Origin of the sequence: Acrocarpospora sp. B8E8, assembly GCF_039871605.1 — a bacterium.
In the GTDB taxonomy this organism is placed as follows: Bacteria; Actinomycetota; Actinomycetes; order Streptosporangiales; family Streptosporangiaceae; genus Acrocarpospora; species Acrocarpospora macrocephala.
This window is the reverse complement of record NZ_JBDPLV010000019.1, coordinates 111,160-131,417: the sequence shown is the minus strand read 5'-3', so window position 1 is coordinate 131,417 and position 20,258 is coordinate 111,160. Positions and strand designations below refer to the sequence as shown.

Below are 20,258 nucleotides of genomic sequence, written 5' to 3'. Positions count from 1 at the left end.
GGGCGCGATCCAAGCTGCGGTCAAGACCCCTGACTTAGGTCATAAGTGTTACATTGACCTCACACGCACGAGAGGACGGTCATGCAACCCACCACCATCTGGGGCGGGATCTTCCCCGCCGCCCTGACAATGTTCGACGCGCACGGCCGGCTCGACGAGGACGCCAGCGCCGCCCACGTGGACTGGTTGATCGGTCAGGGCGCGCACGGCGTGGTCGTCGCCGGGACCAGCGGCGAGTTCATCTCCCTGTCCGGCCGGGAACGGCGCCGGCTCTTCGAGGCCACCGTGAAGGCCGCGGCCGGCCGGGTCCCGGTCATCGCCGGCACCGGAGCGTTCAGCACCGCGGAGACGGTCGAGCTGACCCAGGGCGCCGCCGAGGCGGGCGCCGCCGGTGCGATCGTGATCCTGCCGTACTACCAGCGCCCGCACCGCGACGAGGTGCTGGCGCACTTCCGGGCGGTCGGGCGGGCCGCCGAGATCCCAATCATGGTCTACAACAATCCGGCCAACTCGGGGACCGAGCCGCTGACCGCCGCCGACCTGGCCACCCTGTACGGGGAGGGCGCCGCGCAGGCGGTGAAGAGCACGTTCCCGACCGTGCACCAGGTCCACGAGGCGCGAGCCGCCACCGACGAGGGGTTCCGCGTCTTCTACGGCAGCTTCATGGCCCCATTGGAGGGGATGGCCGGTGGCGCGCACGGCTGGGTGAGCGGGATCCTCAACGTGGCGACCCCGGACGCGGTCGCGCTGTGGAACGCCGTGCAGCGCGGTGATCTGCCCGCCGCCCGGGCCGCCTGGGCGCGCATCCTGCCAATCAAGTATCTCTACACGCGGCAGCCCCTCGGACCGGTCAGCGATCTGGCGATCTACCGGGAGATGCTGGCGATGCGGGGCCTGCCGGGCGGGCACAGTCGCGCGCCACTGCTCCCGCTGACCCCGGACCAGCGCGGGACCCTGGCCCGCCTGCTCGCCGAGAGCTGATCTGGAACCGGGCTGCCCCGCACGCGAGGCAGCCCGCAGGTCAGGAGGTGGCGCCAGGTCCGCGCAGGGCGCGGCCCGGAGTCGCCCCGGTGAGCACGCCGTCGTCGAGCACCAGCCGGCCGTTCACCGCCACATAGGACATACCCAGCGCGAGTTCCCGAGGCCGTTCGAAGCTGGCGGGTGCGTGCACCGTGGCCGGGTCGAAGACCACCAGGTCCGCCTTCATCCCGTCGCGGACCAGCCCGCGATCCGAGAGGCCGAGCCGCTGCGCCGGGAACGAGGTCATCTTGCGGATGGCCTCGGGCAGCGAGAGCAGCCGCTCCTCGCGGACGAAGTCGCCCAGCACCCGGGCGAAACATCCGTACGCCCGCGGGCTCGGGTACGCCCCGATCAGCACCGCGTCGCTGGCGATCATCCCGAGCGGATGGCAGACGAACTTCCACAGGGTCATCGCCTGCGGGCTGGGCCTGGTAAACGTGGCGCCCGGGTTGGCCGCGGCCAGCACGCACAGCGTCTCGGTCAGGTCCCCGCCCCACTCGGTGACCACCTCGGCGAGATTCCAGCCCTCGAACCGCGTATGGGCCGGATCGCTCAGGTTCCCCAGCCGTACGTCGGCGAAGGGCCGGCTCACCACGTACTGCCGGACCGCCGCGCTGTCCTGCAACTCCGCGCGCAACCGGTCGCGCAGCGCCGGATCGGCGAGCCGTTCCTGGAGCGGGTCCGGTCCATCCGCCTGCAACCAGCCGGGCAGCAGCCGGACCAGCCGGGTGCCGCCCCACTCGTACGGATACGTATCGAACGTGACGTCGAGCCCGTCCGTGCGCGCGCCCTCCACGAGGTCGAGCATCCGCTGGGCACCGCCGGTGTAGGTGGCCCGCATCGAGCGGGAGAAATGGGTTAACTGCACAGGAATGTCGGCCCGTCGGCCGATCTCCAGCGCCTCCAGGAACGGGTCGAGGTAGGTATCTCCCAACGCGTACCGCACATGGGTGTGGTAGATCCCGCCGAACCTCGCGGCCTCCTTCGCCAACTCGACCAGTTCGTCGGTGTCCGCGTGGCTGCCCGGCGGATAGTCCAGGCCGGTGGACAGGCCGAGCGCGCCGTCGCGCATCGCGTCCCGGACGATCCCGCGCATCCGGTCCAGCGCGACCTTGCCGGCCGGCGCGTCCGACCAGCCGAGCGCGCTGATCCTGGGCGCGGTGTTGCCCACGAAGACCCCGACGTTGACCGAGGCGCCCCCGTCATAGCGGGCCAGCAGGTCGGCTACGGACCGCCAGGAGTAGTCGATCTCCGGGTGGCCGGCGATGCCGGCGTTCATCCGGACGAATCGCAGCAGGTCGGCCGGGTCGTCGAACGGCGCGTAGGACAGGCCGTCCACCCCCAGGATCTCGGTGGTCACCCCCTGCCGTACCTTCATCTCCAGCGTCGGGTCGACCATCAGCACCAGATCCGAGTGCGAGTGCGCGTCGATGAAGCCCGGGGCGACGACGAGGCCGCGGGCGTCGATCCGGCGCTCGGCGGGCACCTGGGACACGTCGCCGCGCAGCACGTACGCCCGGTCGCCGCGGACCCCGACGGCGGCGTGGAACCCGGGGTTTCCCGACCCGTCCACGACCAGCCCGGAGTGGATGATCAGCTGGTACGGCTCGCTCATCGGGTGCCCCCTCGGTCGAGCTCGGGTTTGAACGGGTGCTTGACGATCTCCTCGACCCGCAGCCGCGGCCCGAGCCCGGGCGTGTCCGTGACCACCCACTCGCCGTTCTCCACCCGCGGCGGATCCTCGGTATACCGCTCCCAGTACTGCATCTGGGCCGGTGTGATCATCGACTCGGAGATCAGCAGATTCGGCAGGGTGGCCGCGAGCTGCCAGGTCGCCGCGCTCTGCAGCGGCCCGAACGGGTTGTGGAACGCGATCGACAGCCCGTGCACCTCCGCGCAGGTGGCGATCTTGCGAGCCGCCGTGATCCCGCCGCAGATCCCGACATCCGGCTGGACCACCGCCACCGCGTGCGCGCCGATGAACGGGGCCGAGGCGAAGTGGTTGCCCCACCGCTCGCCGGCCGCGATCGGGGTGGTCGAACGGCGGCTCACCTCGAGCATCCAGTCCACCCGATCCGCCGGCACCGGCTCCTCGATGAAGGTCAGGTCATAGGGCGCGAGCGCTTCGCAGAGCCGGATCGCGTTGGCCACGTTCAACCGGCCGTGGCAGTCGAGCATCAGATGGACATCCGGGCCGACCTCCTCCCTGGCCGCCGCGAAATACTCCGCGATCACCTTGAACGTCCAGGTGGGCAGCAACTCGGTCTCGGTCTGCCGGGCCGGGATCAGCGCGGGCCGATCGTGCTTGACGCTGGTCACCTTCTCGTAGAAGCCGGGCAGCGTGGTCTTCACCGCCGTGAAGCCCCGGTCCACCCGGTCCCGGATCTCGGCCGCCAGCTCCTCCGGCGAGCCGCCGGCCTTCGCGTGCGTGTAGACCGGCACCCGATCCCGGAACTTCCCCCCGAGCAACCGGTGGACCGGGACGCCCAGCGCCCGGCCGTTGAGGTCCCAGAGCGCCTGGTCGATCGCGCTGATCCCGATGGTGAGCAGGGTGCCGCCGAGGAACGCGTCCCGGTACATGCGCTCGGCGTGCTGCTCGATCCGGGTGGGGTCACGCCCGATCAGGTATTCGGACAGCTCCTCGATCAGGGCGGCGACCGACCGCGTGCGCCTGCGCATCGCCACCTCGGCCTCCCCCACCACACCTTCATCGGTCTCGATCCGGACGTAGATGGCGTTGTAGAACCCGAAATCGGCGATCCACTGGCGGACACCGGTGACTCGCATGACACCTCCCACAGCTCAGCTCACTGCGACAATGTAACCTAGGTTAGGCCCTAGGTCATACCTCCTGTGTCCTGGGTGCATCGGAACGCGCTACGCTGTCCCCCAGGTGGCCGACTTGGCCGGTCGGCCAGTTCGGCAGCGACCGATTCTGGAAGGGTGACCGGCGTGACCATCGGGGAGTCAGCACCACAGGGGCAGTGGCGGCACACCCGGGTCCCGCTCGGGAAGCAGATCGCCGACCAGATCCGGGACCTCATCAAGACCGAGGGGCTGATCGACGGCGACCCCCTGCCCTCCGAGTCCGACCTGGCCAACCGGTATGGCGTGAGCCAGCGGGTGGTCCGCGACGCCCTTCGCACGCTGACCAACCAGGGCGTCGTGGAGACCCGCCAGGGCAAGCGGGCCACGGTCAGCGGGCTGCGCCCGGTCGCGGTGGAGGACTACTTCCGGCTCGCGGTGGACGCCCACGAGGAAGCCATCGACGAGCTCCTCGAACTGCGGCTCGCCATCGAGACCAAGGCCGCCGGGCTGGCCGCCACCCGGGCGACGGCCGTCGAGATCGCCGAACTGCGCACGGTGATGGCCCAGCTCAACGACGCCGAGGACGATCTGTCCCGCCGGGTCGAGCTGGACATGGCATTCCACAGCGCGATCGCCCGTGCCTCGCGCAACAGGTTCTTCCAGTCGATCCTGGACGCGCTGGCCGAAGCGCTCACCGCCGAGCGGCATCGCGGCGGCCAGCTCACCGAGGCGGCCGGGCTGACCCACGCCGAGACCAACACCCAGCACCAGGCGCTGCTGCTGGCCCTGGAAGCACGTGACGCCCAGCTCGCCGAGCAGTGCATGCGGGCGATACTGGAGCGCGCCCGGCACTACTTCCGGGACCTGGACAGCACAGCGCCGGGTGCCTAACCTCGATCCTGAACTCTGTCCTAAGACAGACTTGGGGGTCGAGGTGTCAGAGTGGTGGACCGCGCGTGGCGATGGCCGCAACCTCGGGCGTACGGACCTTGCAGGCGGATACCGCCACGCGCCGGTGGAGGTCTGGCACTTCGACACCGGCGGGGACGTGCGGTTCGCGCGTACTGTGCGGGTCCGGGGCGTCGAAGCCTTGCTGGTCCAGGCAGGCAGCACGCTCGCCGCGACCGGCTGGGACGGCAGGCCGATCTGGCGCGCGGACACGCTCGGCGTCACCCGGGTGCTGCACGCCGGGCGGTTCGGCGCGCCCGACGCGTGGCACGCGCTGATCACCACCGATGAGCGCACCGTGGCCCTGATCGACCTGGACACCGGTACGCCGGTGTGGACCTGGAACACGGAGGCGCGGGCCAACCTCGCCGGGCCCGGCGCGTCCAAGGTGTTCGGCTCCCCCGGCGCGCTGCGCTGGGTGTGCTTCCCGACCTACTCGACCCGGGGCCGATGCGTCGACTTCTCCGATCCTGGCCGTCCGTCCGTGGTGTGGGACGTGGACTACGGGGACGCGTACGACGCCGGGTTCGGGCCCACCGTGGTAGTCGCGGACGTGACCGGGGGTGGCCAGGCCGAGGTGCTGGTGTCCAGCCGCTGCGGCACGGGTTATGCCAGTGCCGACACCGAGGCGCTGGTGCTCGGGCGCGAGGACGGCCGGCTCTACCAGGCGGTGATCGACGCCGGGACGGGTGCCGTGCGGCTCGTCACGCGCTATCGGCCCGATCCCGGCGACTACCCGTGCGCCCGCCCGTACGGGCTCCTGCAAGCCGTGTCGCCGGACGGCGGCCCACGACTCGGCGCCGTCCTGGTGAGCTGCCAGGTCGAGGAGTACCTGGCGGTGACCGGGCACTCCGGCGCGGGACTGCATCGCGCCTGGGGCCACTTCGTGGAGAAGGACTGGCCCGAGGACCATCGTGAGCTGCGCCCGCAGATCACCTCGGTCGCGGACGTTCGCGGGACGGGACGCCCCGATCTCGTCGTCGGCCTCTGGCAGGACGGCCGGTGGCGCACGCTCGTTCTCGACCTCTCCGCCGGGCCGTCCGGCGGTGACCTGGCGGCTGGGGCGCTGGCCGTGTTCGACGCCGGGACGGTACTTCTGGGGATGCCATGACCTTGATGGCGATGGGCGTCCCGAACTCGTGGTGAGCCGCGAGTCCGAGCGCCGACCGGCGGGCCGTACCGTGCTGGAGATCGTGGACGGCACGACCCTGGAGACGCTGGCCACGCTGGCCGATGCCGCGCTGCTCACCTCGAGTGACTCGGCGCTTCCCGAACACGTCAACTTTCACGCGGACCGGCGGAGCGTGGTGGAGGTGCGGGACGGCTCCGGTTCGCCCGGGCTGCTGGTCCGCCGTGACGATGGCGTCCATGTGTGGAACGGGCGGACGTCGCGGCGGCTGGCCGGGCCGGAGTACACCCGGGCCGACTGGTACGGCGGGGAGCTCATCCTTTCCACCGCGGACGGCCAGGTCAGCCGGTGCGGTCCCGATCTGTCCCCGGTCGGCGACCCCGTACGGGCCTCGGGCCGGTTCTGCCAGCCTTTGGTGTGGACGCGGAACCACGGCCCCGAGATAGTCACCGACCTGGCTGGCGGGCAGGTCATCGGCGGGACATCCGGGCCCGGAGGATTGGACCGCGAGTGGCGGGTGCCGGGTGCGTTGCCGGCGCTGCACCGCGACGCCAGGGGTACGCACCGGCTAGTCGTGTCCACTGTGGACGGTGATCGCCCAACGGCGACGGTGCACCGTGAACCGGGTGGCCAGGACGCCACGGCGATCACGATCACGCTGGCCGCGCCGCCGGCTCTGGCGCTCGTCCCGTTCGGCATGGCCTTCCGGCTGCTCGCCAACCTGCACACCGGCGTGCACACCGCGGCGCTGGCCCTGTACGACGAGCGCGGTGCCCCACTTTGGGCCGATCCCCTGCGCGGCGGGCATCCGGCCCGGCCCGGCGTGGTGCCGCTGGGCGGGGACACCTGGTTGATCGCGGCCGACGACCATGGCCGGCTGCGCCTGTACGACGAAACCGGGAAGGTCCGTGCGGAAAACGACTGGACCGCCGCGTACACCACCCCGATCGCGGTGCCGGGGGCCGATGGCGGCACCGCCGCGCTGCTGCGCGCGGACGGAATCCATGGCCTGGAACTGATCGACCTCGACGGTGAAACGGTGTGGCGGGTCAACACCGAACTGTGGCGCTACTTCCCGGGCCGCTCCGCGCTGGCCCGCGCGCCGGAGCCGGGACGGTGGCTGCTCGGAGCGGTGTCGCGCGATGGCGAGTTCGCGGCGCTCGACGCGGTCACCGGGGAGGTGCGTTGGCGCCTCGACACCGGACCGGCCATCCCGGAGCGCGCGGTCGCGGCCGGCGACCTGGACGGCGATGGGCGCGACGAGTTCCTGGTCGGCACCCGGGCCGGTCGGCTGATGTGCCTGCGCGATGGCGAAATCGTCTGGGAACACCAGTTTCCCGCCGCGGTCACCAACCCGGTATTGGCCGATGTGAACGGTGACTGCCGGGTGGAGATCCTGGTGGCCACCGCGGACGGAATGCTCCGGCTGCTCGGCACGGCCAACGGATGACGGCCCTCGCGTCTGTAGACGCGAGGGCCGCTGATCCTCCGGGGGATGGGGTCGAGCCGACCCCGAGGATCCGGGGGTGGCTAGCGGAGACCGTTGTAGATGGCGCTGATCAGCTCACCGTTGCTGGTGTCACCACTGGTCTCCCAGAAGAAGGCGCCCGCCAGGCCCTGGTTCTTGGCGTAGGTCATCTTCCCGGTGATCGTGCTGGGGGTGTCGTATCCCCACCACTGGCCGTTGCAGAACCCGTACGCGGTGCCGGCGACCGTGCCGTTGGCCGGGCACTTGGTCTTGAGGACCTTGTAGTCCTCGATGCCCGCCTCGTACGTGCCCGGCGCGGCGCCCGTGGCCGAACCACCCGGCGCGCTCTGGGTCACCCCGGTCCAGCCCCGGCCGTAGAAGCCGATGCCGAGCAGCAGCTTGCTGGACGGGATGCCCTTGGACTTGAGCTTCTGGATCGCCGCGTCGGAGTAGAAACCCGCCTGCGGGATGCCGGTGTAGGACGTCAGCGGCGAGTGCGGAGCGGTCGGGCCCTGCGGGGCGAAGGCGCCGAAGAAGTCGTAGGTCATCGGCATGTAGAAGTCCACATACTGCGCCGCGCCCGCGTAGTCCGCCGCGTCGATCTTGCCGCCGCTGGTGCCGTCGGCGGTGATCGCCGCTGTCACCAGGCTGTTCGCGCCGAACCTGTTGCGGATCGCCTGCATCAGGTTCTTGAAGGAGGCGAAGCCGCTGGTGTCACAGGTCAGGCCGCAGGCGTTCGGGTACTCCCAGTCGATGTCGATGCCGTCGAACACGTCCGCCCAGCGCGGGTCCTCGACCACGTTGTAGCAGGAGTTCGCGAACGCGGTCGGGTTGGCGGCGGCCTGGGTGAAGCCGCCGGAGTAGGTCCAGCCGCCGAAGGAGAAGATCACCTTCAGGCCGGGGTGCATGGCCTTCAGCCGCCGCAGCTGGCCGAAGTTGCCGCGCAGCGCGCCGGTGTCCCAGGTGTCGGCCACGCCGTTCACCGAGTCCGCCGCCGAGTAGAACTTGTCGTAGTCGGAGTAGGTGTCGGAGAGCGAGCACTGGCCGCCGCTGACGTTGCCGAAGGCGTACAGGATGTGGGTGAGCTTGGCGGCGGAGCCGCTGGTCTCCAGGTTCTTCACGTGGTAGTTGCGCCCGTAGACGCCCCAGTTGGTGAAGTAGCCGATGACCTTACGCCCGGGCGGCGAGGTCGGCGTGGGACTCGGGCTCGGGCTCGGGCTGGGGCTCGCGGTCGGGCTCGGGCTCGCGGTCGGGCTGGGCGACGGCGAGGGTGACGGGTTCGTGCCGCCGGTGCAGGCCGCTCCGTTGAGGGTGCAGTTCTGTACGGCAGCCAGCCCGCCGGGCGCCCCGATGAAGCCGAACGAAGCTTGCCCGCCCGCCGGAACCGCCCCGTTCCACCCCTTGTTCACGAAGGTGTAGTGGTTGCCGCTCTTCGTCATGTCGGCGTCCCAGGCCGAGCTGATGGCGGTTCCCGCCGGGACGTCGAACTCGACGCGCCAGCTGGCCAGCGCGGAGTCGCCCGCCCGGACCGTCACCTTCGCCTCGAAGCCGGAGCCCCAGTCGGAGGTGACGGCATAGGTGGCGGTAGCCGGAGTTGCAGCGATAGCCGTCCCGACCCCCAACGGCACCAACAGCGCCGCCGCAGCGATCAAGGACCCGAATGTCATTCGACGCAAGGGTTGCTCCAGGTCAGATAGGGTCAGTCCCTCGTACTAATAGGAAAGTTTCCTATGAGTTACTCCCGGAGCGTACGGTCAATCATGGAGCAGGGTCAATGGGGCGACATCGGGGTTAATGTCCGCTTAACCCTGACCTAAGGCGAGGCCTCTCGATCATGGTCCCCTCCTTGGTGGAACCGGCTCTTCCGGCCGGATGAGGAGAACCTACGATCGGCGGACATCCGGGCGTTAGACCGTTCCAATGCCGATTCGCATCCGAATCACGCCGCGAGGACGTCGAGGACGTACGAGGAGGGGACAACAACCGGCGCACGTGTCGACTATCCGAATTGTGCGCCGGTCGTTGTTCTAACCACGGGCGGGCTCGGCTGAAGTGCTGCCCGCCAATATTGCTCCCATGAAGGGAACGACGCGGCGCAGAGGCCACGAGAAGGAATATCAACGCGTCACCGGGTGACGCGGTTTCGGGTACTGAGGTCTAGTCGCGGGGTTTCAGGGAGGCGGGAATGGAGTCGATAATGGTGGTGTCCTGGGTTTTCTCCCGGGCGTCGGTGGGGCAGGTGGCCTCGCGGCCGGGTGCGTCGACGCAGGGGAGCAGGACTGGCCGGGCCGGGTCGGCTGGGATGCCTGGCAGGCCGACGTCGACCATCGCACCGCCCGCCTCCGCGTAGGTGGCGCGCGTGGTGGCCACGGCACGCCGGAAGTAGATGTGACCTCGCATGAGGTAGCACTCCTCCTATGTGGGAAGAAATTCCGGAATTTCGCATCCCGACGCCATTACCGCCGAGACACTTCCATTCCAGACATCACCACGAAAGAGTGCAGTCGAACCCTAATGCACGTTAATAAATCCCAAGGTCATTCATTTCGCCTATTTAATTAGATGTCGGAAATTTCCGATTTGTGGAGGAGCCAGACGGCGCCCAGGGGGGGTACCCGGAGGTGGGTGGAGCAGGGCAAACCGTGATGGGGGTCGTCGGTGGCGATGACCTCGCCGAGGTTGCCGATGCCGCTGCCGGCGTATTCGTACGCGTCGGTGTTGAGCACCTCCTCCCAGCGCCCCTCCCGCGGCAGCCCGAGGTGGTAGTCCTCGTGCGGCCCGCCGGAGAAGTTGGCCACGCAGGCGAGAACCGAGCCGTCGGAGCCGTACCTGAGGAAGGAGAAGACGTTCCCCGGCGCGTCGTCGGCGTCGATCCAGCGGAATCCGTCAGGGGTGAAATCCTGCGAGAAGAGGGCGGGCGTCGACGCGTACACCCGGTTCAGGTCCTTGACCAGGCGTTGCACACCCTGATGGAAGTCGAAATCCAGGACCCACCAGTCGAGCCCCTTCGACTCCGACCATTCCGAGCCCTGGCCGAACTCGCCACCCATGAACAGCAGCTGCTTGCCCGGATGCGCCCACATGAACGCGTAGAGCCCGCGCAGGTTCGCGAAGCGCTGCCATTCGTCACCGGGCATCTTGGCCAGCAGCGAACCCTTCAGATGCACCACCTCGTCATGCGAGAGCGGCAGCACGAAATTCTCCGAGTAGGCGTACATCAAGGAGAAGGTCAGCTGGTGATGGTGATACTGCCGGAACACCGGCTCGTGCTTCATGTACGCCAGTGCGTCGTGCATCCACCCCATGTTCCATTTGAAGCCGAACCCGAGCCCGCCCAGGTGCACCGGCCGCGACACCCCGGGCCAGGCGGTGGATTCCTCCGCGATCGTCACGATCCCGGGGGCCTCCCGGTAGGCGAGCGTGTTCATCTCCTTGAGGAACTCGATCGCGTCCAGGTTCTCCCTGCCGCCGTAGATGTTGGGCGTCCACTCGCCGTCCCGGCGTGAGTAGTCCAGGTAGAGCATCGAGGCCACCGCGTCCACCCGCAGCCCGTCGACATGGAACTCGCGCAGCCAGTAGACCGCGTTGGCGACCAGGAAGTTGCGCACCTCGCGGCGGCCGAAGTCGAACACGTAGGTGCCCCAGTCGGGATGCTCGCCGCGTTCGGGGTCGGCGTGCTCGTAGAGCGGGGTGCCGTCGAAGCGGGCCAGCGCCCAGTCGTCCATCGGGAAGTGCGCGGGCACCCAGTCGACGATCACGCCGATCCCGGCCTGGTGCAGGGTGTCGACGAGGAACCGGAAGTCGTCGGGGCCGCCGAACCTGGACGTCGGCGCGTAGTAGGAGGTCACCTGGTAGCCCCAGGAGCCGCCGAACGGGTGCTCGGCGACAGGCAGGAACTCGACGTGGGTGAACCCCATGTCCGTGACGTACGCGGTGAGTTGCTCGGCCAGTTCCCGATAGGAGAGCCCTGGCCGCCACGACCCGAGATGCACCTCGTAGGTGCTCATCGGCGCGGCCAGCGCGTCCCGCGCCGAACGCTCGGCCAGCCACTCCTCGTCGTTCCAGACATATTCGGATTTGTCGACCACGGAGGCGGTCTGCGGGGGGACCTCGGTGCGCCGGGCCATCGGGTCGGCCTTGCTCCGCCACACCCCGTCCACGCCGAGGATCTCGAACTTGTACCGCGAGCCCGCCTCGACTCCCGGGATGAACAGCTCCCAGACCCCCGACCGGCCCAGCGACCGCATCGGATGGCCGCCCCCGTTCCAGTGGTTGAACTCGCCGATGACCCGCACGCCCAGCGCGTTGGGGGCCCAGACCGCGAAAGCCGTACCCACCTCACCGTCGTGGTCGAGCACCCGCGCGCCGAGCACCTCCCAGAGCCGCTCGTGCCGCCCCTCCCCGATCAGGTGCAGGTCCACCTCCCCGAGCGTGGGCCAGTGCCGGTACGGATCTCCCGCCTCGTACGGCTCCTCGCCCGAATAGCCCACCCTGATCCGGTACGCCGGGATCTTATCCAGCCCCGGCAAAACCACCTCGAACACCCCGAACGCCACATGCCGCAGCGCATACGCGGCCCCGTCGACCAGCGCCTCGACCTTCTCCGCGAACGGCCGCAACACCCGGATGACGACCCCGTCCGCGGTCAGATGACCACCCAGGATCGCATGCGGATCGTGATGCGCCCCCCCGGCCAGCCGATCCAAATCCCTACGCGTCTGGTCATCCACGCTGCCTCACTCCTTGCCTAACCCGCCGCCGGTCCTACCCTGCCCCAGAACCTCCTCCACACCCACCCCCCGCGCCCGAAAGATTCACTTCACTCCTCCTGAAGCCTCGCGTGAGTCCCGATAATGAGGGCGACATTTGATCATTCAGGAGGACACACGCATGAGCAGATATCGCTTCTGGGTCATCGGTGTGATCCTCGCCGGCGGATACGCCGTGATCTTCACGGCGGCGAGCGCCTACCTCAATCTCGTGGGCGACGACCTCCCCGACTGGATGATCGCGCAGACCTGGTATCCGCCGTTCGATGAGGCGGTGATCTTCGCGCCGCTGCGGATCGCGGCAGCGGTGATCATCGTCTGGGCGATCTGGCAGGTTGCCCGGGGACCCGCCAGGACGACTCCACCGCTGCGGTCGCCCTGGTGGACCGGAGGCGTCGACGGCCTGCGCCGAACTCTCTACTGGGCCGCCGGAGGCTACCTGCTGCTCTGGTTTCTCCGATACATCGCCCCAAGTCCCATCCTCCCGCTGATCCTGATGAATGTCCTGCTTGTCGTCCTGTTTCAGCGGGTCCTGACCGGCACGCGACCGCTGTTGCGGTGGCTGACTTCGATCTTCGGCGCGATCAGTGTCGTGGAAATGATCGCGGTCTACGTCGTCTTCGACGTTCTCGCCCTGCCCATGTCCATTGAATGGATCTTTGTCGTCAACCTCAATTCGGTCGTGCACTCGATCTGGCTAGGGATGATCTTGGTCGCCCAACGGCTGGACGGCCGCTGGTCCTGGCGAGCACTGTGGCCGGCCTGGGCCAACCTGGCGGTAGGTCACATGATCTGGTGGCACCAGCTGGACTTGCCGACCATCGTCCCCATTCCCTCTATCTTCTGGCGGATTGTCGTTCAGTTCTCCGGCATGATCAGCGCCCTCCTGGCGGTCTGGGCGGTTCGGTCGGCGCATGCGCTAGCCGACGGGGCGGTAACGGGAGCGGAGGCGGACCAGGGGGGACCTGACGGTGTCGACGTAGTCGACGGACAGGACGGTGGCGAGGAAGAGGGTGTGGTCGCCGGCGGGGACGACGCGGGTGGTTTCGGCTTCGAGGGCGGCGACGCCGTCGTCGATGAGGAGCGCCTCGGAGACGGTGCCGCGATGGTGCGGGGTGCCGGCGAGGAGTAGGCGGGCGCCGGGGCGGCCGGGGGTGGCGAAGCGGGAGGCGATGGCCTGCTGGCCGTCGGCGAGCAGGCTGGCCGCCCAGCGATCCTGGCGGAGCAGGAGTTCGGCCAGGTAGCTGGAGGAGGTCAGGCTGACCAGGATCAAGGGGGGTTCGGCGGAGACCGAGAGCAAGGTGCTGACCGTGTTGCCGACGTCGTCGCGGCCGTCCCGGACTGTGACCACGGCCACTCCCCCGGCCAGCTGCGCCATCGCCTCGGTGAACTCGCTCACCGGAAAACCCTAGCCCCCACGTGGGGGCCAGGGTTCCAGGTGGCTAGACAGCCGCCGACCTAGCGACTCACCGCTGCGGCTGTCCAGATCACGACTTTCCAATTGCTACAGCAGGCCGTTCTGGGTCAGCCAGTCCTTGGCGACCGCGGGCGGGTCGTCCTTGTCGACGGTGATCTTCTTCATCATGTCGAGCAGGCCCTGGGTGGTGAGCTTGGCCGAGATCGCGTCCAGGGTGGACTTCACGGTGTCGTCCACGCCGGCCTTGAAGACGAGCGGGGTGACGTTCTCGGCCGCGAACGCGCTCTTGTTGTCCTCGAGGGAGACCAGGTCGTAGAGGATGATCTTGGGCTCGGTGGTGAAGACGTTGCCGACCTGGATGGTGCCGCTCTTGATGGCCTCGGCGGTGGTGGCGCCGGTCGGCTCCCACTGCTTGAACTCCAGGCCGTAGACGGTCTTGAAGTTCGCCTCCTGGCGGTCCTTGAACTCCGGCGGGCCGCCCACGATGTAGTCCTTGGAGACCTTGGCCAGGTCCTCGATCGTCTTCAGGTTGTCCTTGGTGGCGGTCTCCTTGCTGACCGTCAGCGAGTTGTTGTCCTGCGCCGCCGACGGGGCGAGGACCTGCAGCTCGGGCGGGAGGGCGGTGCCCAGCGCGGTCACCACGTCCGTGGTGCTCTTGGCGGTGGCGCTGGAGTCGACGAAGGCCAGCAGGGAGCCGATGTACTCCGGCAGGATGGTCAGCCCACCGCTCTTGATCTGGTCGTAGACGATCTCGCGGCTGCCGATGTTGGGCTTCTCCGTGACCGTCACGCCCTTGGCCTGCAGAGCCTGGGCGTAGATCGAGGCGAGCAGCACGCTCTCCGGGAAGTCGAACGAGCCGACGGTGACGCTGGCGGCGGTCGTTCCCCCCGAACTGGCCGGCGCGGCGGCGGTAGGCGTGGCCTGACTGAGCGGATCGGATCCGCCCCCGCACGCGGACAGAGTGAACACCGCGGCGACCGCGGTGAGTATGAGGCGTTTCATCGAGAAATATCCCTTCAAATTCGGGGGGTAAAGGTGAGATTAGCGGACCTGGCGCACCCCCGGCGAGACGACCACCCGGTTGAGCAGCGCGAAGCCGAACTGCACGGCCAGCGCCAGCAGCACGACCAGCACCGCTCCCCCGAAGACACTGGGATAGTCCTTGGTGGCCAGACCGTCGATGATGTAGCGGCCCAGACCGCCAAGCCCGACGTACGCGGCGACGGTGGCCGTGGCCACCACCTGGATCGCGGCCAGCCGCAGGCCCAGCAGGATCAGCGGCAGCGCGACCGGGACCAGCGCGCTGAACAGTACCTGCCGCCCGCGCAGCCCCATGCCGTAGGCGGCGTCACGCAGGTCCGCGTCCGCGTTCCTGATGCCCTCGTACGCGTTGACCAGGATCGGCGGGACCGCCAGCGCGATCAGCGGGATCAGCACCGGCCAGATCGTGCCCACCCCGATGAGCAGCACGACCAGCACCAGCAGGCCCAGCGTCGGCAGCGCCCTGGCGGCGTTGGCCGACAGCACCACGAGCACGGCGCCGCGCCCGGTGTGGCCGACCCACAGCCCGAGCGGCAGCGCGGTGATCGCGGCGATCGCGAACGCGAGCAGGGAGAACTCGACGTGCTGGAGCAGCCGGGTGGGGATGCCGTCGGGACCCGACCAGTTGGCCGGCTCCCCGAAGAAGTCGATCAGCCAGTTCACGCCGACCTCCTGGCCCGCGACCACGGCGTCAGCAGCCGTTGCAGCACGATCAGCACCAGGTCCGCGGCGACGGCCAGCAGGACGATCAGGGCGATGCCCACGATGATCGGCGTGGAGAACTGCCGCTGCCAGCCGTCGGTGAAGAGCGCGCCCAGGCCGCCCTGGCCGATCAGCGCGCCCACGCTGACCAGGCTGATGCTGGCCACGGTGGCCACCCGGGTCCCGGCCAGCACCACCGGCGTGGCGATCGGCAGCTCGACCAGGACCAGCCGCCGCAGCGGCCGGAAGCCCATCGCCGTGGCCGACTGCCGCACGTGATCGGGGACCGAGGTCATCCCGTCCACCACGGACGGGATCAGCACGGCCAGCGAGAACAGCGTCAACGGGATGATCACGGTGGTCTGGGTGAGGCCGGTCACCGACAGCAGGATGGAGAACAGGGCGAGCGAGGGCATGGCGTACACGATGTTCATCAGGGCGGTGGTGGGCTGGTAGAGCAGCCGCCAGCGGGCGCAGGCCAGGCCCAGCGGGATCGCCAGGATCAGCCCGAAGACGACCGGCACGAACGCCATGACGATGTGGTTCTCCAGCAGGGTCCTGATCGCGAGCGGGCTGCCGTTGTCCCAGTTCCTGGCGATCCAGTCCCACCGGATGAGCGGCTCATCCACGGGCAACTCCCGACACGGCGGCGTCCAGGGCGTCCCTGGCGACCACGCCGAGCACCTTGCCGTCGCCGTCCACGGCCACCGCCACGCCGTTCACCGACAGCAGCGCCGCGTCCAGCGCGGCCCGCAGCGAGTCCGTCGCCGGATTGAAGCTCCCGTACGGCCGTGTCCCGTCGTCGGACTTCCATCCCACCGGCTTGCCGTCGTCCACCACGAGGGTGTCAGGCGGCGGACTCAGCGGCACGTCCGCGGCCGGGACGAACGACAGGCGGCGGATGCCGCGGTCGCGGCCGAGGAACTCGCGCACGAAGTCGTCGGCGGGCGCGCTCAGCAGCGTGGCCGGATCGCTGATCTGGGCCAGATGCCCGCCCACCCGGAACACCGCGACCGTGTCCCCCAGCTTGACCGCCTCGTCGATGTCGTGGGTGACGAACACGATGGTCTTGTGCAGCTCGGACTGCAGCCGCAGCAGTTCCTCCTGCAGGCTCGTCCGGACGATCGGGTCGACCGCGCTGAACGGCTCGTCCATGAGCAGCACCGGCGGATCGGCGGCCAGCGCCCGGGCCACGCCGACCCGCTGCTGCTGCCCGCCGGACAGCTGGAACGGATACCGCTTGGCCAGCTTCGGGTCCAGGCCCACCCGTTCGAGCAGCTCCATGGCCCGCGCCCTGGCCTTCTTCCGGTCCCAGCCCAGCAGGTACGGCACGGTGGCGATGTTGTCCACGATCGTGCGATGCGGGAAGAGCCCGGCCTGCTGGATGACGTAGCCGATGCCGCGGCGGAGGGTGGCCGGTTCGATGGCCTTGACGTCCTGGCCGTCCAGCGTGATCCGGCCCGTGGTCGCGTCGATCATTCGATTGATCATGCGCAGCGAGGTGGTCTTGCCACAGCCGGAAGGCCCGACGAAGACGGTGATCGTCCCGCTCGCCGCCTCCAGACTGAGGTTGTCCACAGCCACGGTCCCATCCGCGTAGCGCTTGGTGACGCCGTCAAATCTGATCACTCGTGACCTTTGCTATGGCCGCGCCTCCGGCACGGCCGGCTTGAACGTCCAGCAGTCGATCTCGCCAGCCAGCCTACGAGGCGGCTGTCTGTTCTGTCGCCTGGGGCGACCTAATTGGAACTTCGGAATGATCTATCGATAAGCCGCACCAAATATCCAATCAAAAAGGCGGCTATATAGTGCGCCGGAGGGCGCGACCTTGGCATGATTGCTCTTACGATCCCTCCACAGGAACCCCAGAGGTACCGGCCGTGACACAACCGCTCACCGGTCATCGCTCCCGGAGCGATCTGATCGCCGAGCTCTACGAGCGTCACGCCGCCGGGCTGTTCGCGTACTGTCACGATCAGCTCGGTGAGACCGCCTCCGCCGCCGACGCCCTGGTGGCCGTGCTCACCAGCGTTCCCGGCAGCGAGCCGCAGCGTGCCGCCCTGTACGCGCTCGCCCGCCGCGAGATCTACCGTCGCGACGTCAGCTACGCCCTGCCCGCCGTCGATTCGGTGGCCGACCCGGCGACCGCGCTGATCGAGCGCGTGTTCCGGGACATCCGGCCGCACCAGCGCGAGGTGCTGCTGCTGTCCGCGGGCTGCGGGCTGAACGTCAACGAGCTCTCCTGGGTGCTCGACGTGGCCGTCGACACCGCCGCCGAGCTGACCACCAGCGCCAGGAACCGTTTCGGCCAGACCCTCGCGACCGCCGTGACCGCCGCCCGTGAGGCTCCGTTCGTTCCACCGGACGTGGCCGAGATCTACGACGCCATCGGCGTCGCCCCGATCGAGGACGTGCTGGCCCGGTTGCCGTGGCGGCAGCCCGCCCACGGTGTACGCCAGCGCGTGCTGTCGGCGCTCCCTTTTGAGGAGCCGTCGGCGGCGCAACCCCCTGGTCTGATCACCAAGAAGTTATGGCCGACCACGCCGGTGTGGCCGTTGCCGTTGAAGCCCCCGGACGAGGTCAGCAACGCCTGCCTGGTGCAGGCCGAGGGGCTCGCGGAGCCTGCCGAGCAGGCCAAGCCGCAGGGGCGGCGGCGGCACGAGGCGCTGACCGAGCCGATGCCGCGGATCCGCGGGTCGATTCTGCGGGTGCTGTCGGATACCTATCCCCGGCGGAAGCGGATCGCGCCGAAGGCTCCGCTGCGGCCGGTCGATCAGGTGGAGGCGCTGGTCGAGGAGGGTCTGGCGACCTTCGAGAAGATGGAGTCGTTCGACGCCTTCACGCCCGCGGAAGCGGAGGAAGCGGCGGCGGCTGGAAATCCGGCCGAGCCCGAAGCCGGAACCAGGGCCGAAGCTCAAGTCGATGCCGGGGCCGGTTCCAGACTCGATTCCAGACTCGATGCCCCGGCCGAATCCCGGGCCGAGGCGAGGGTCGACGTCAGGGCCGACGCCAAGGTCGAGACCGCGGTGGCGCCCACGGTGGAACCCGTGGCCAAGCCGGTGGTCGCCGAGGGTGCGGCTGCCGCCGAGGAAGCTCGGGTCGAAGATGCTCGGGAGGCTCGGGTCGAGGTTGCTGCCACGCTTCCGGTGCTGGATGACGATCTTCCTGGTGGCACGACCACGGTGGACGACACGCCCAGCGCGCTGGCGCGAGCCGCCATGGCCGGGCGCGAGAGTGAGCGGCCGAGGCAGCGCAAGCGGAAGCGGAAGGTCAAGCCGATCAAGGTGGGCGAGCACCACTATGACTGGCTGTGGGAGCTGATCGGGTTCGCCATCTGCCTGGCCATCGCGCTGCTGGTGTTCTTCTCGGTGCCGACGCTGGTGACGCCCTAACCTCGGGTCAGGATCAGGCCACTGGTGGGGACTCCGGTGCCGGCGGTGACCAGGACGTTCTCCAGGTCGGGGACCTGGTTGACCGAGGTGCCCCTGATTTGGCGTACGGCTTCGGCTATGCCGTTCATGCCGTGGATGTAGGCTTCGCCGAGCTGCCCGCCGTGGGGGTTGACGGGGAGGTGGCCGTCGATCTCGATGCCGCCGTCGCGGATGAAATCCTTGGCTTCGCCCCGGGCGCAGAACCCCAGTTCTTCCAGCTGAGTCAGGACAAACGGGGTGAAATGATCATAAAGAATGGCCGCCTGCATATCTGACGGCCTGAGTCCCGAAATTTCCCACAATTTGCGGCCGACTACGCCCATCTCGGCTAGGCCGGTCATGTCATCGCGGTAGTAGCTGGTCATCATCATCTGGCCGGCTCCCGCGCCCTGGGCCGCCGCCGCGATCAGCGCGGGGGTGCGCCGAAGATCGCGCGCCCGGTCGGCAGAGGTGACGACGAGGGCCACGGCGCCGTCGCTCTCCTGGCAGCAGTCGAGCAGGTGCAGCGGCTCCACGATCCACTTCGAAGCCTGATGGTCGGCCAGCGTGATCGGCCGCTCGTAGAACCAGGCCGCCGGATTGCCGGCCGCATGCCGCCGCATCGCCACCGCCACCCGCCCGAAATCTTCGGATTTAACGCCATATTCGTGCATATAACGCTGCGCGAACATGGCTACCCACGCGGCCGGAGTCATCAGCCCATAGGGCACATGCCAGCTCATCTCCAGCCCCAGCGACGACGGCTCGCCGCCGAGCCCCGCGTCGGGCTGCCCGAACCGGCGCCCGGACCGCTCGTTGAACGCCCGATAGCAGACGACCACCTCCGCAGCTCCGGTGGTCACGGCCATCGCGGCGTGCGCGATCGTGCCACAGGCCGCGCCGCCGCCGTAGTGCACCCTGGAGAAATAGGTCAGGTCGCCGATGCCGACCTCACGCGCGAGCGCGATCTCCTGGTTGCTGTCCTGCGTATAAGTAACGAGACCATCCACATCCGAGGGGGCGAGTCCGGCGTCGTCGAGGGCGGCGAAGACCGCTTCCGCGGCCAGCTGGAGTTCGGATCTGCCGGAGTTCTTGGAGAACTCGGTCGCGCCGATGCCCGCAAGCGCCGTACCAGCCATGGAGAACCTCTCGTTCAGAGGGAGAAGCGGACCGTGCCCGTGGCGTGGGCGCCCAGCGAGACCGTGCCGCGCACGTCGACGGTCCCGATGTCGCCGTCACGCTCCGCGACGGTGCCGGTGAAGGTGAGGGTATCCCCCGCGTACGCCGGGACACCGAGTTTGACGTTGATGCCGCGGATCAGAGCTTCCGGTCCGGCCCAGTCGGTGACAAAACGCTCCATCAGGCCCATCGTCGTCAGGATGTTGAGGAAGATGTCCTGGGAGCCTTGAGCGCGGGCGAGTTCGACGTCGTGGTGGACCGGGGTGAAGTCGCGGGTCGCGAGCGCGGTTGAGATGATCAGGGTCGGGGTGAGCGGGATCACCAGCTCGGGGAGCGTGGTGCCGACGGCCATCTCCAGCGTTCGCAT

At 68.9% G+C, this 20,258-nt stretch carries 17 protein-coding genes; 5 read left to right on the top strand and 12 right to left on the bottom strand.

Translation table 11 applies throughout. The features are described from left to right. The first annotated feature begins 81 nt into the window (after positions 1 to 81). Positions 82 to 981 (top strand): dihydrodipicolinate synthase family protein, encoded by a 900-nt coding sequence (locus ABGB08_RS20510; RefSeq protein WP_347592567.1) that lies wholly within the window; start codon positions 82 to 84, stop codon positions 979 to 981. A 40-nt stretch (positions 982 to 1,021) separates the two neighbouring features. On the opposite strand, the gene ABGB08_RS20505 is transcribed toward ABGB08_RS20510, so the two are convergent. Both ABGB08_RS20505 and ABGB08_RS20500 read right to left on the bottom strand, forming a co-directional pair. Continuing rightward, positions 1,022 to 2,635, bottom strand: coding sequence for a D-aminoacylase (locus ABGB08_RS20505; protein WP_347592565.1), 1,614 nt, complete (start codon positions 2,633 to 2,635; stop codon positions 1,022 to 1,024). After that, positions 2,632 to 3,807: a mandelate racemase/muconate lactonizing enzyme family protein gene (locus tag ABGB08_RS20500; protein ID WP_347592563.1), complete on the bottom strand. Its 1,176-nt coding sequence runs from the start codon at positions 3,805 to 3,807 to the stop codon at positions 2,632 to 2,634. Before ABGB08_RS20500 ends, ABGB08_RS20505 begins: the two co-directional genes overlap by 4 nt. 165 nt (positions 3,808 to 3,972) lie before the next feature. Between ABGB08_RS20500 and ABGB08_RS20495 the strand changes: the two genes are divergently transcribed. Genes ABGB08_RS20495 through ABGB08_RS20485 form a run of 3 tightly spaced genes read left to right on the top strand, consistent with a single transcriptional unit; the run spans position 3,973 to position 7,355 of the window. Then, positions 3,973 to 4,719, top strand: coding sequence for a FadR/GntR family transcriptional regulator (locus ABGB08_RS20495; protein WP_347592561.1), 747 nt, complete (start codon positions 3,973 to 3,975; stop codon positions 4,717 to 4,719). 43 nt (positions 4,720 to 4,762) lie between these two features. Next, complete coding sequence (locus tag ABGB08_RS20490; RefSeq protein ID WP_347592559.1) at positions 4,763 to 5,887, top strand: hypothetical protein; 1,125 nt, start codon at positions 4,763 to 4,765, stop codon at positions 5,885 to 5,887. Between the two features lie 31 nt (positions 5,888 to 5,918). After that, a complete protein-coding gene (locus ABGB08_RS20485; protein WP_347592557.1) occupies positions 5,919 to 7,355 on the top strand; it encodes a PQQ-binding-like beta-propeller repeat protein in 1,437 nt (478 codons plus the stop codon). Positions 7,356 to 7,435: 80 nt separating this feature from the next. Here the strand turns inward: ABGB08_RS20485 and ABGB08_RS20480 are convergent, their stop codons facing one another. The 8 genes from ABGB08_RS20480 to ABGB08_RS20445 form a co-directional block, all read right to left on the bottom strand. Next, positions 7,436 to 9,040, bottom strand: coding sequence for a glycosyl hydrolase family 18 protein (locus tag ABGB08_RS20480; protein WP_347592555.1), 1,605 nt, complete (start codon positions 9,038 to 9,040; stop codon positions 7,436 to 7,438). A gap of 490 nt (positions 9,041 to 9,530) precedes the next feature. Further along, a complete protein-coding gene (locus ABGB08_RS20475) occupies positions 9,531 to 9,773 on the bottom strand; it encodes a hypothetical protein (protein WP_347592553.1) in 243 nt (80 codons plus the stop codon). A gap of 158 nt (positions 9,774 to 9,931) precedes the next feature. Then, positions 9,932 to 12,103, bottom strand: coding sequence for a 1,4-alpha-glucan branching protein GlgB (glgB, locus tag ABGB08_RS20470; RefSeq protein WP_347592551.1), 2,172 nt, complete (start codon positions 12,101 to 12,103; stop codon positions 9,932 to 9,934). A gap of 958 nt (positions 12,104 to 13,061) precedes the next feature. Next, positions 13,062 to 13,541 (bottom strand): flavin reductase family protein, encoded by a 480-nt coding sequence (locus ABGB08_RS20465; RefSeq protein WP_347592549.1) that lies wholly within the window; start codon positions 13,539 to 13,541, stop codon positions 13,062 to 13,064. A gap of 105 nt (positions 13,542 to 13,646) precedes the next feature. After that, a complete protein-coding gene (locus ABGB08_RS20460; RefSeq protein WP_347592548.1) occupies positions 13,647 to 14,561 on the bottom strand; it encodes an ABC transporter substrate-binding protein in 915 nt (304 codons plus the stop codon). 39 nt (positions 14,562 to 14,600) lie between these two features. Further along, on the bottom strand, positions 14,601 to 15,263 hold the full coding sequence (locus ABGB08_RS20455) for an ABC transporter permease subunit (protein ID WP_347592547.1): 663 nt from the start codon (positions 15,261 to 15,263) through the stop codon (positions 14,601 to 14,603). Next, the gene (locus ABGB08_RS20450) at positions 15,260 to 15,931 is read right to left on the bottom strand and encodes an ABC transporter permease (RefSeq protein WP_347592546.1); all 672 of its coding nucleotides are present in this window, start codon (positions 15,929 to 15,931) and stop codon (positions 15,260 to 15,262) included. Before ABGB08_RS20450 ends, ABGB08_RS20455 begins: the two co-directional genes overlap by 4 nt. Then, positions 15,924 to 16,931: an ABC transporter ATP-binding protein gene (locus tag ABGB08_RS20445; protein ID WP_347592544.1), complete on the bottom strand. Its 1,008-nt coding sequence runs from the start codon at positions 16,929 to 16,931 to the stop codon at positions 15,924 to 15,926. The genes ABGB08_RS20450 and ABGB08_RS20445 overlap by 8 nt, the downstream gene beginning before the upstream one ends. Before the next feature lie 251 nt (positions 16,932 to 17,182). Here ABGB08_RS20445 and ABGB08_RS20440 point away from each other — a divergent pair, with 251 nt between their 5' ends. Then, entirely contained in the window at positions 17,183 to 18,694 is a 1,512-nt protein-coding gene (locus ABGB08_RS20440) for a hypothetical protein (protein WP_347592542.1), read from the top strand. On the opposite strand, the gene ABGB08_RS20435 is transcribed toward ABGB08_RS20440, so the two are convergent. Together ABGB08_RS20435 and ABGB08_RS20430 are read right to left on the bottom strand one after the other, a co-directional pair. Continuing rightward, positions 18,691 to 19,851: a lipid-transfer protein gene (locus tag ABGB08_RS20435; RefSeq protein WP_347592540.1), complete on the bottom strand. Its 1,161-nt coding sequence runs from the start codon at positions 19,849 to 19,851 to the stop codon at positions 18,691 to 18,693. The two genes, ABGB08_RS20440 and ABGB08_RS20435, sit on opposite strands and share 4 nt — an antisense overlap. Positions 19,852 to 19,865: 14 nt before the next feature. Next, positions 19,866 to 20,258 carry a MaoC family dehydratase gene (locus ABGB08_RS20430; RefSeq protein WP_347592538.1) on the bottom strand — a complete coding sequence of 131 codons (393 nt, stop codon included), beginning with the start codon at positions 20,256 to 20,258 and terminating at the stop codon, positions 19,866 to 19,868.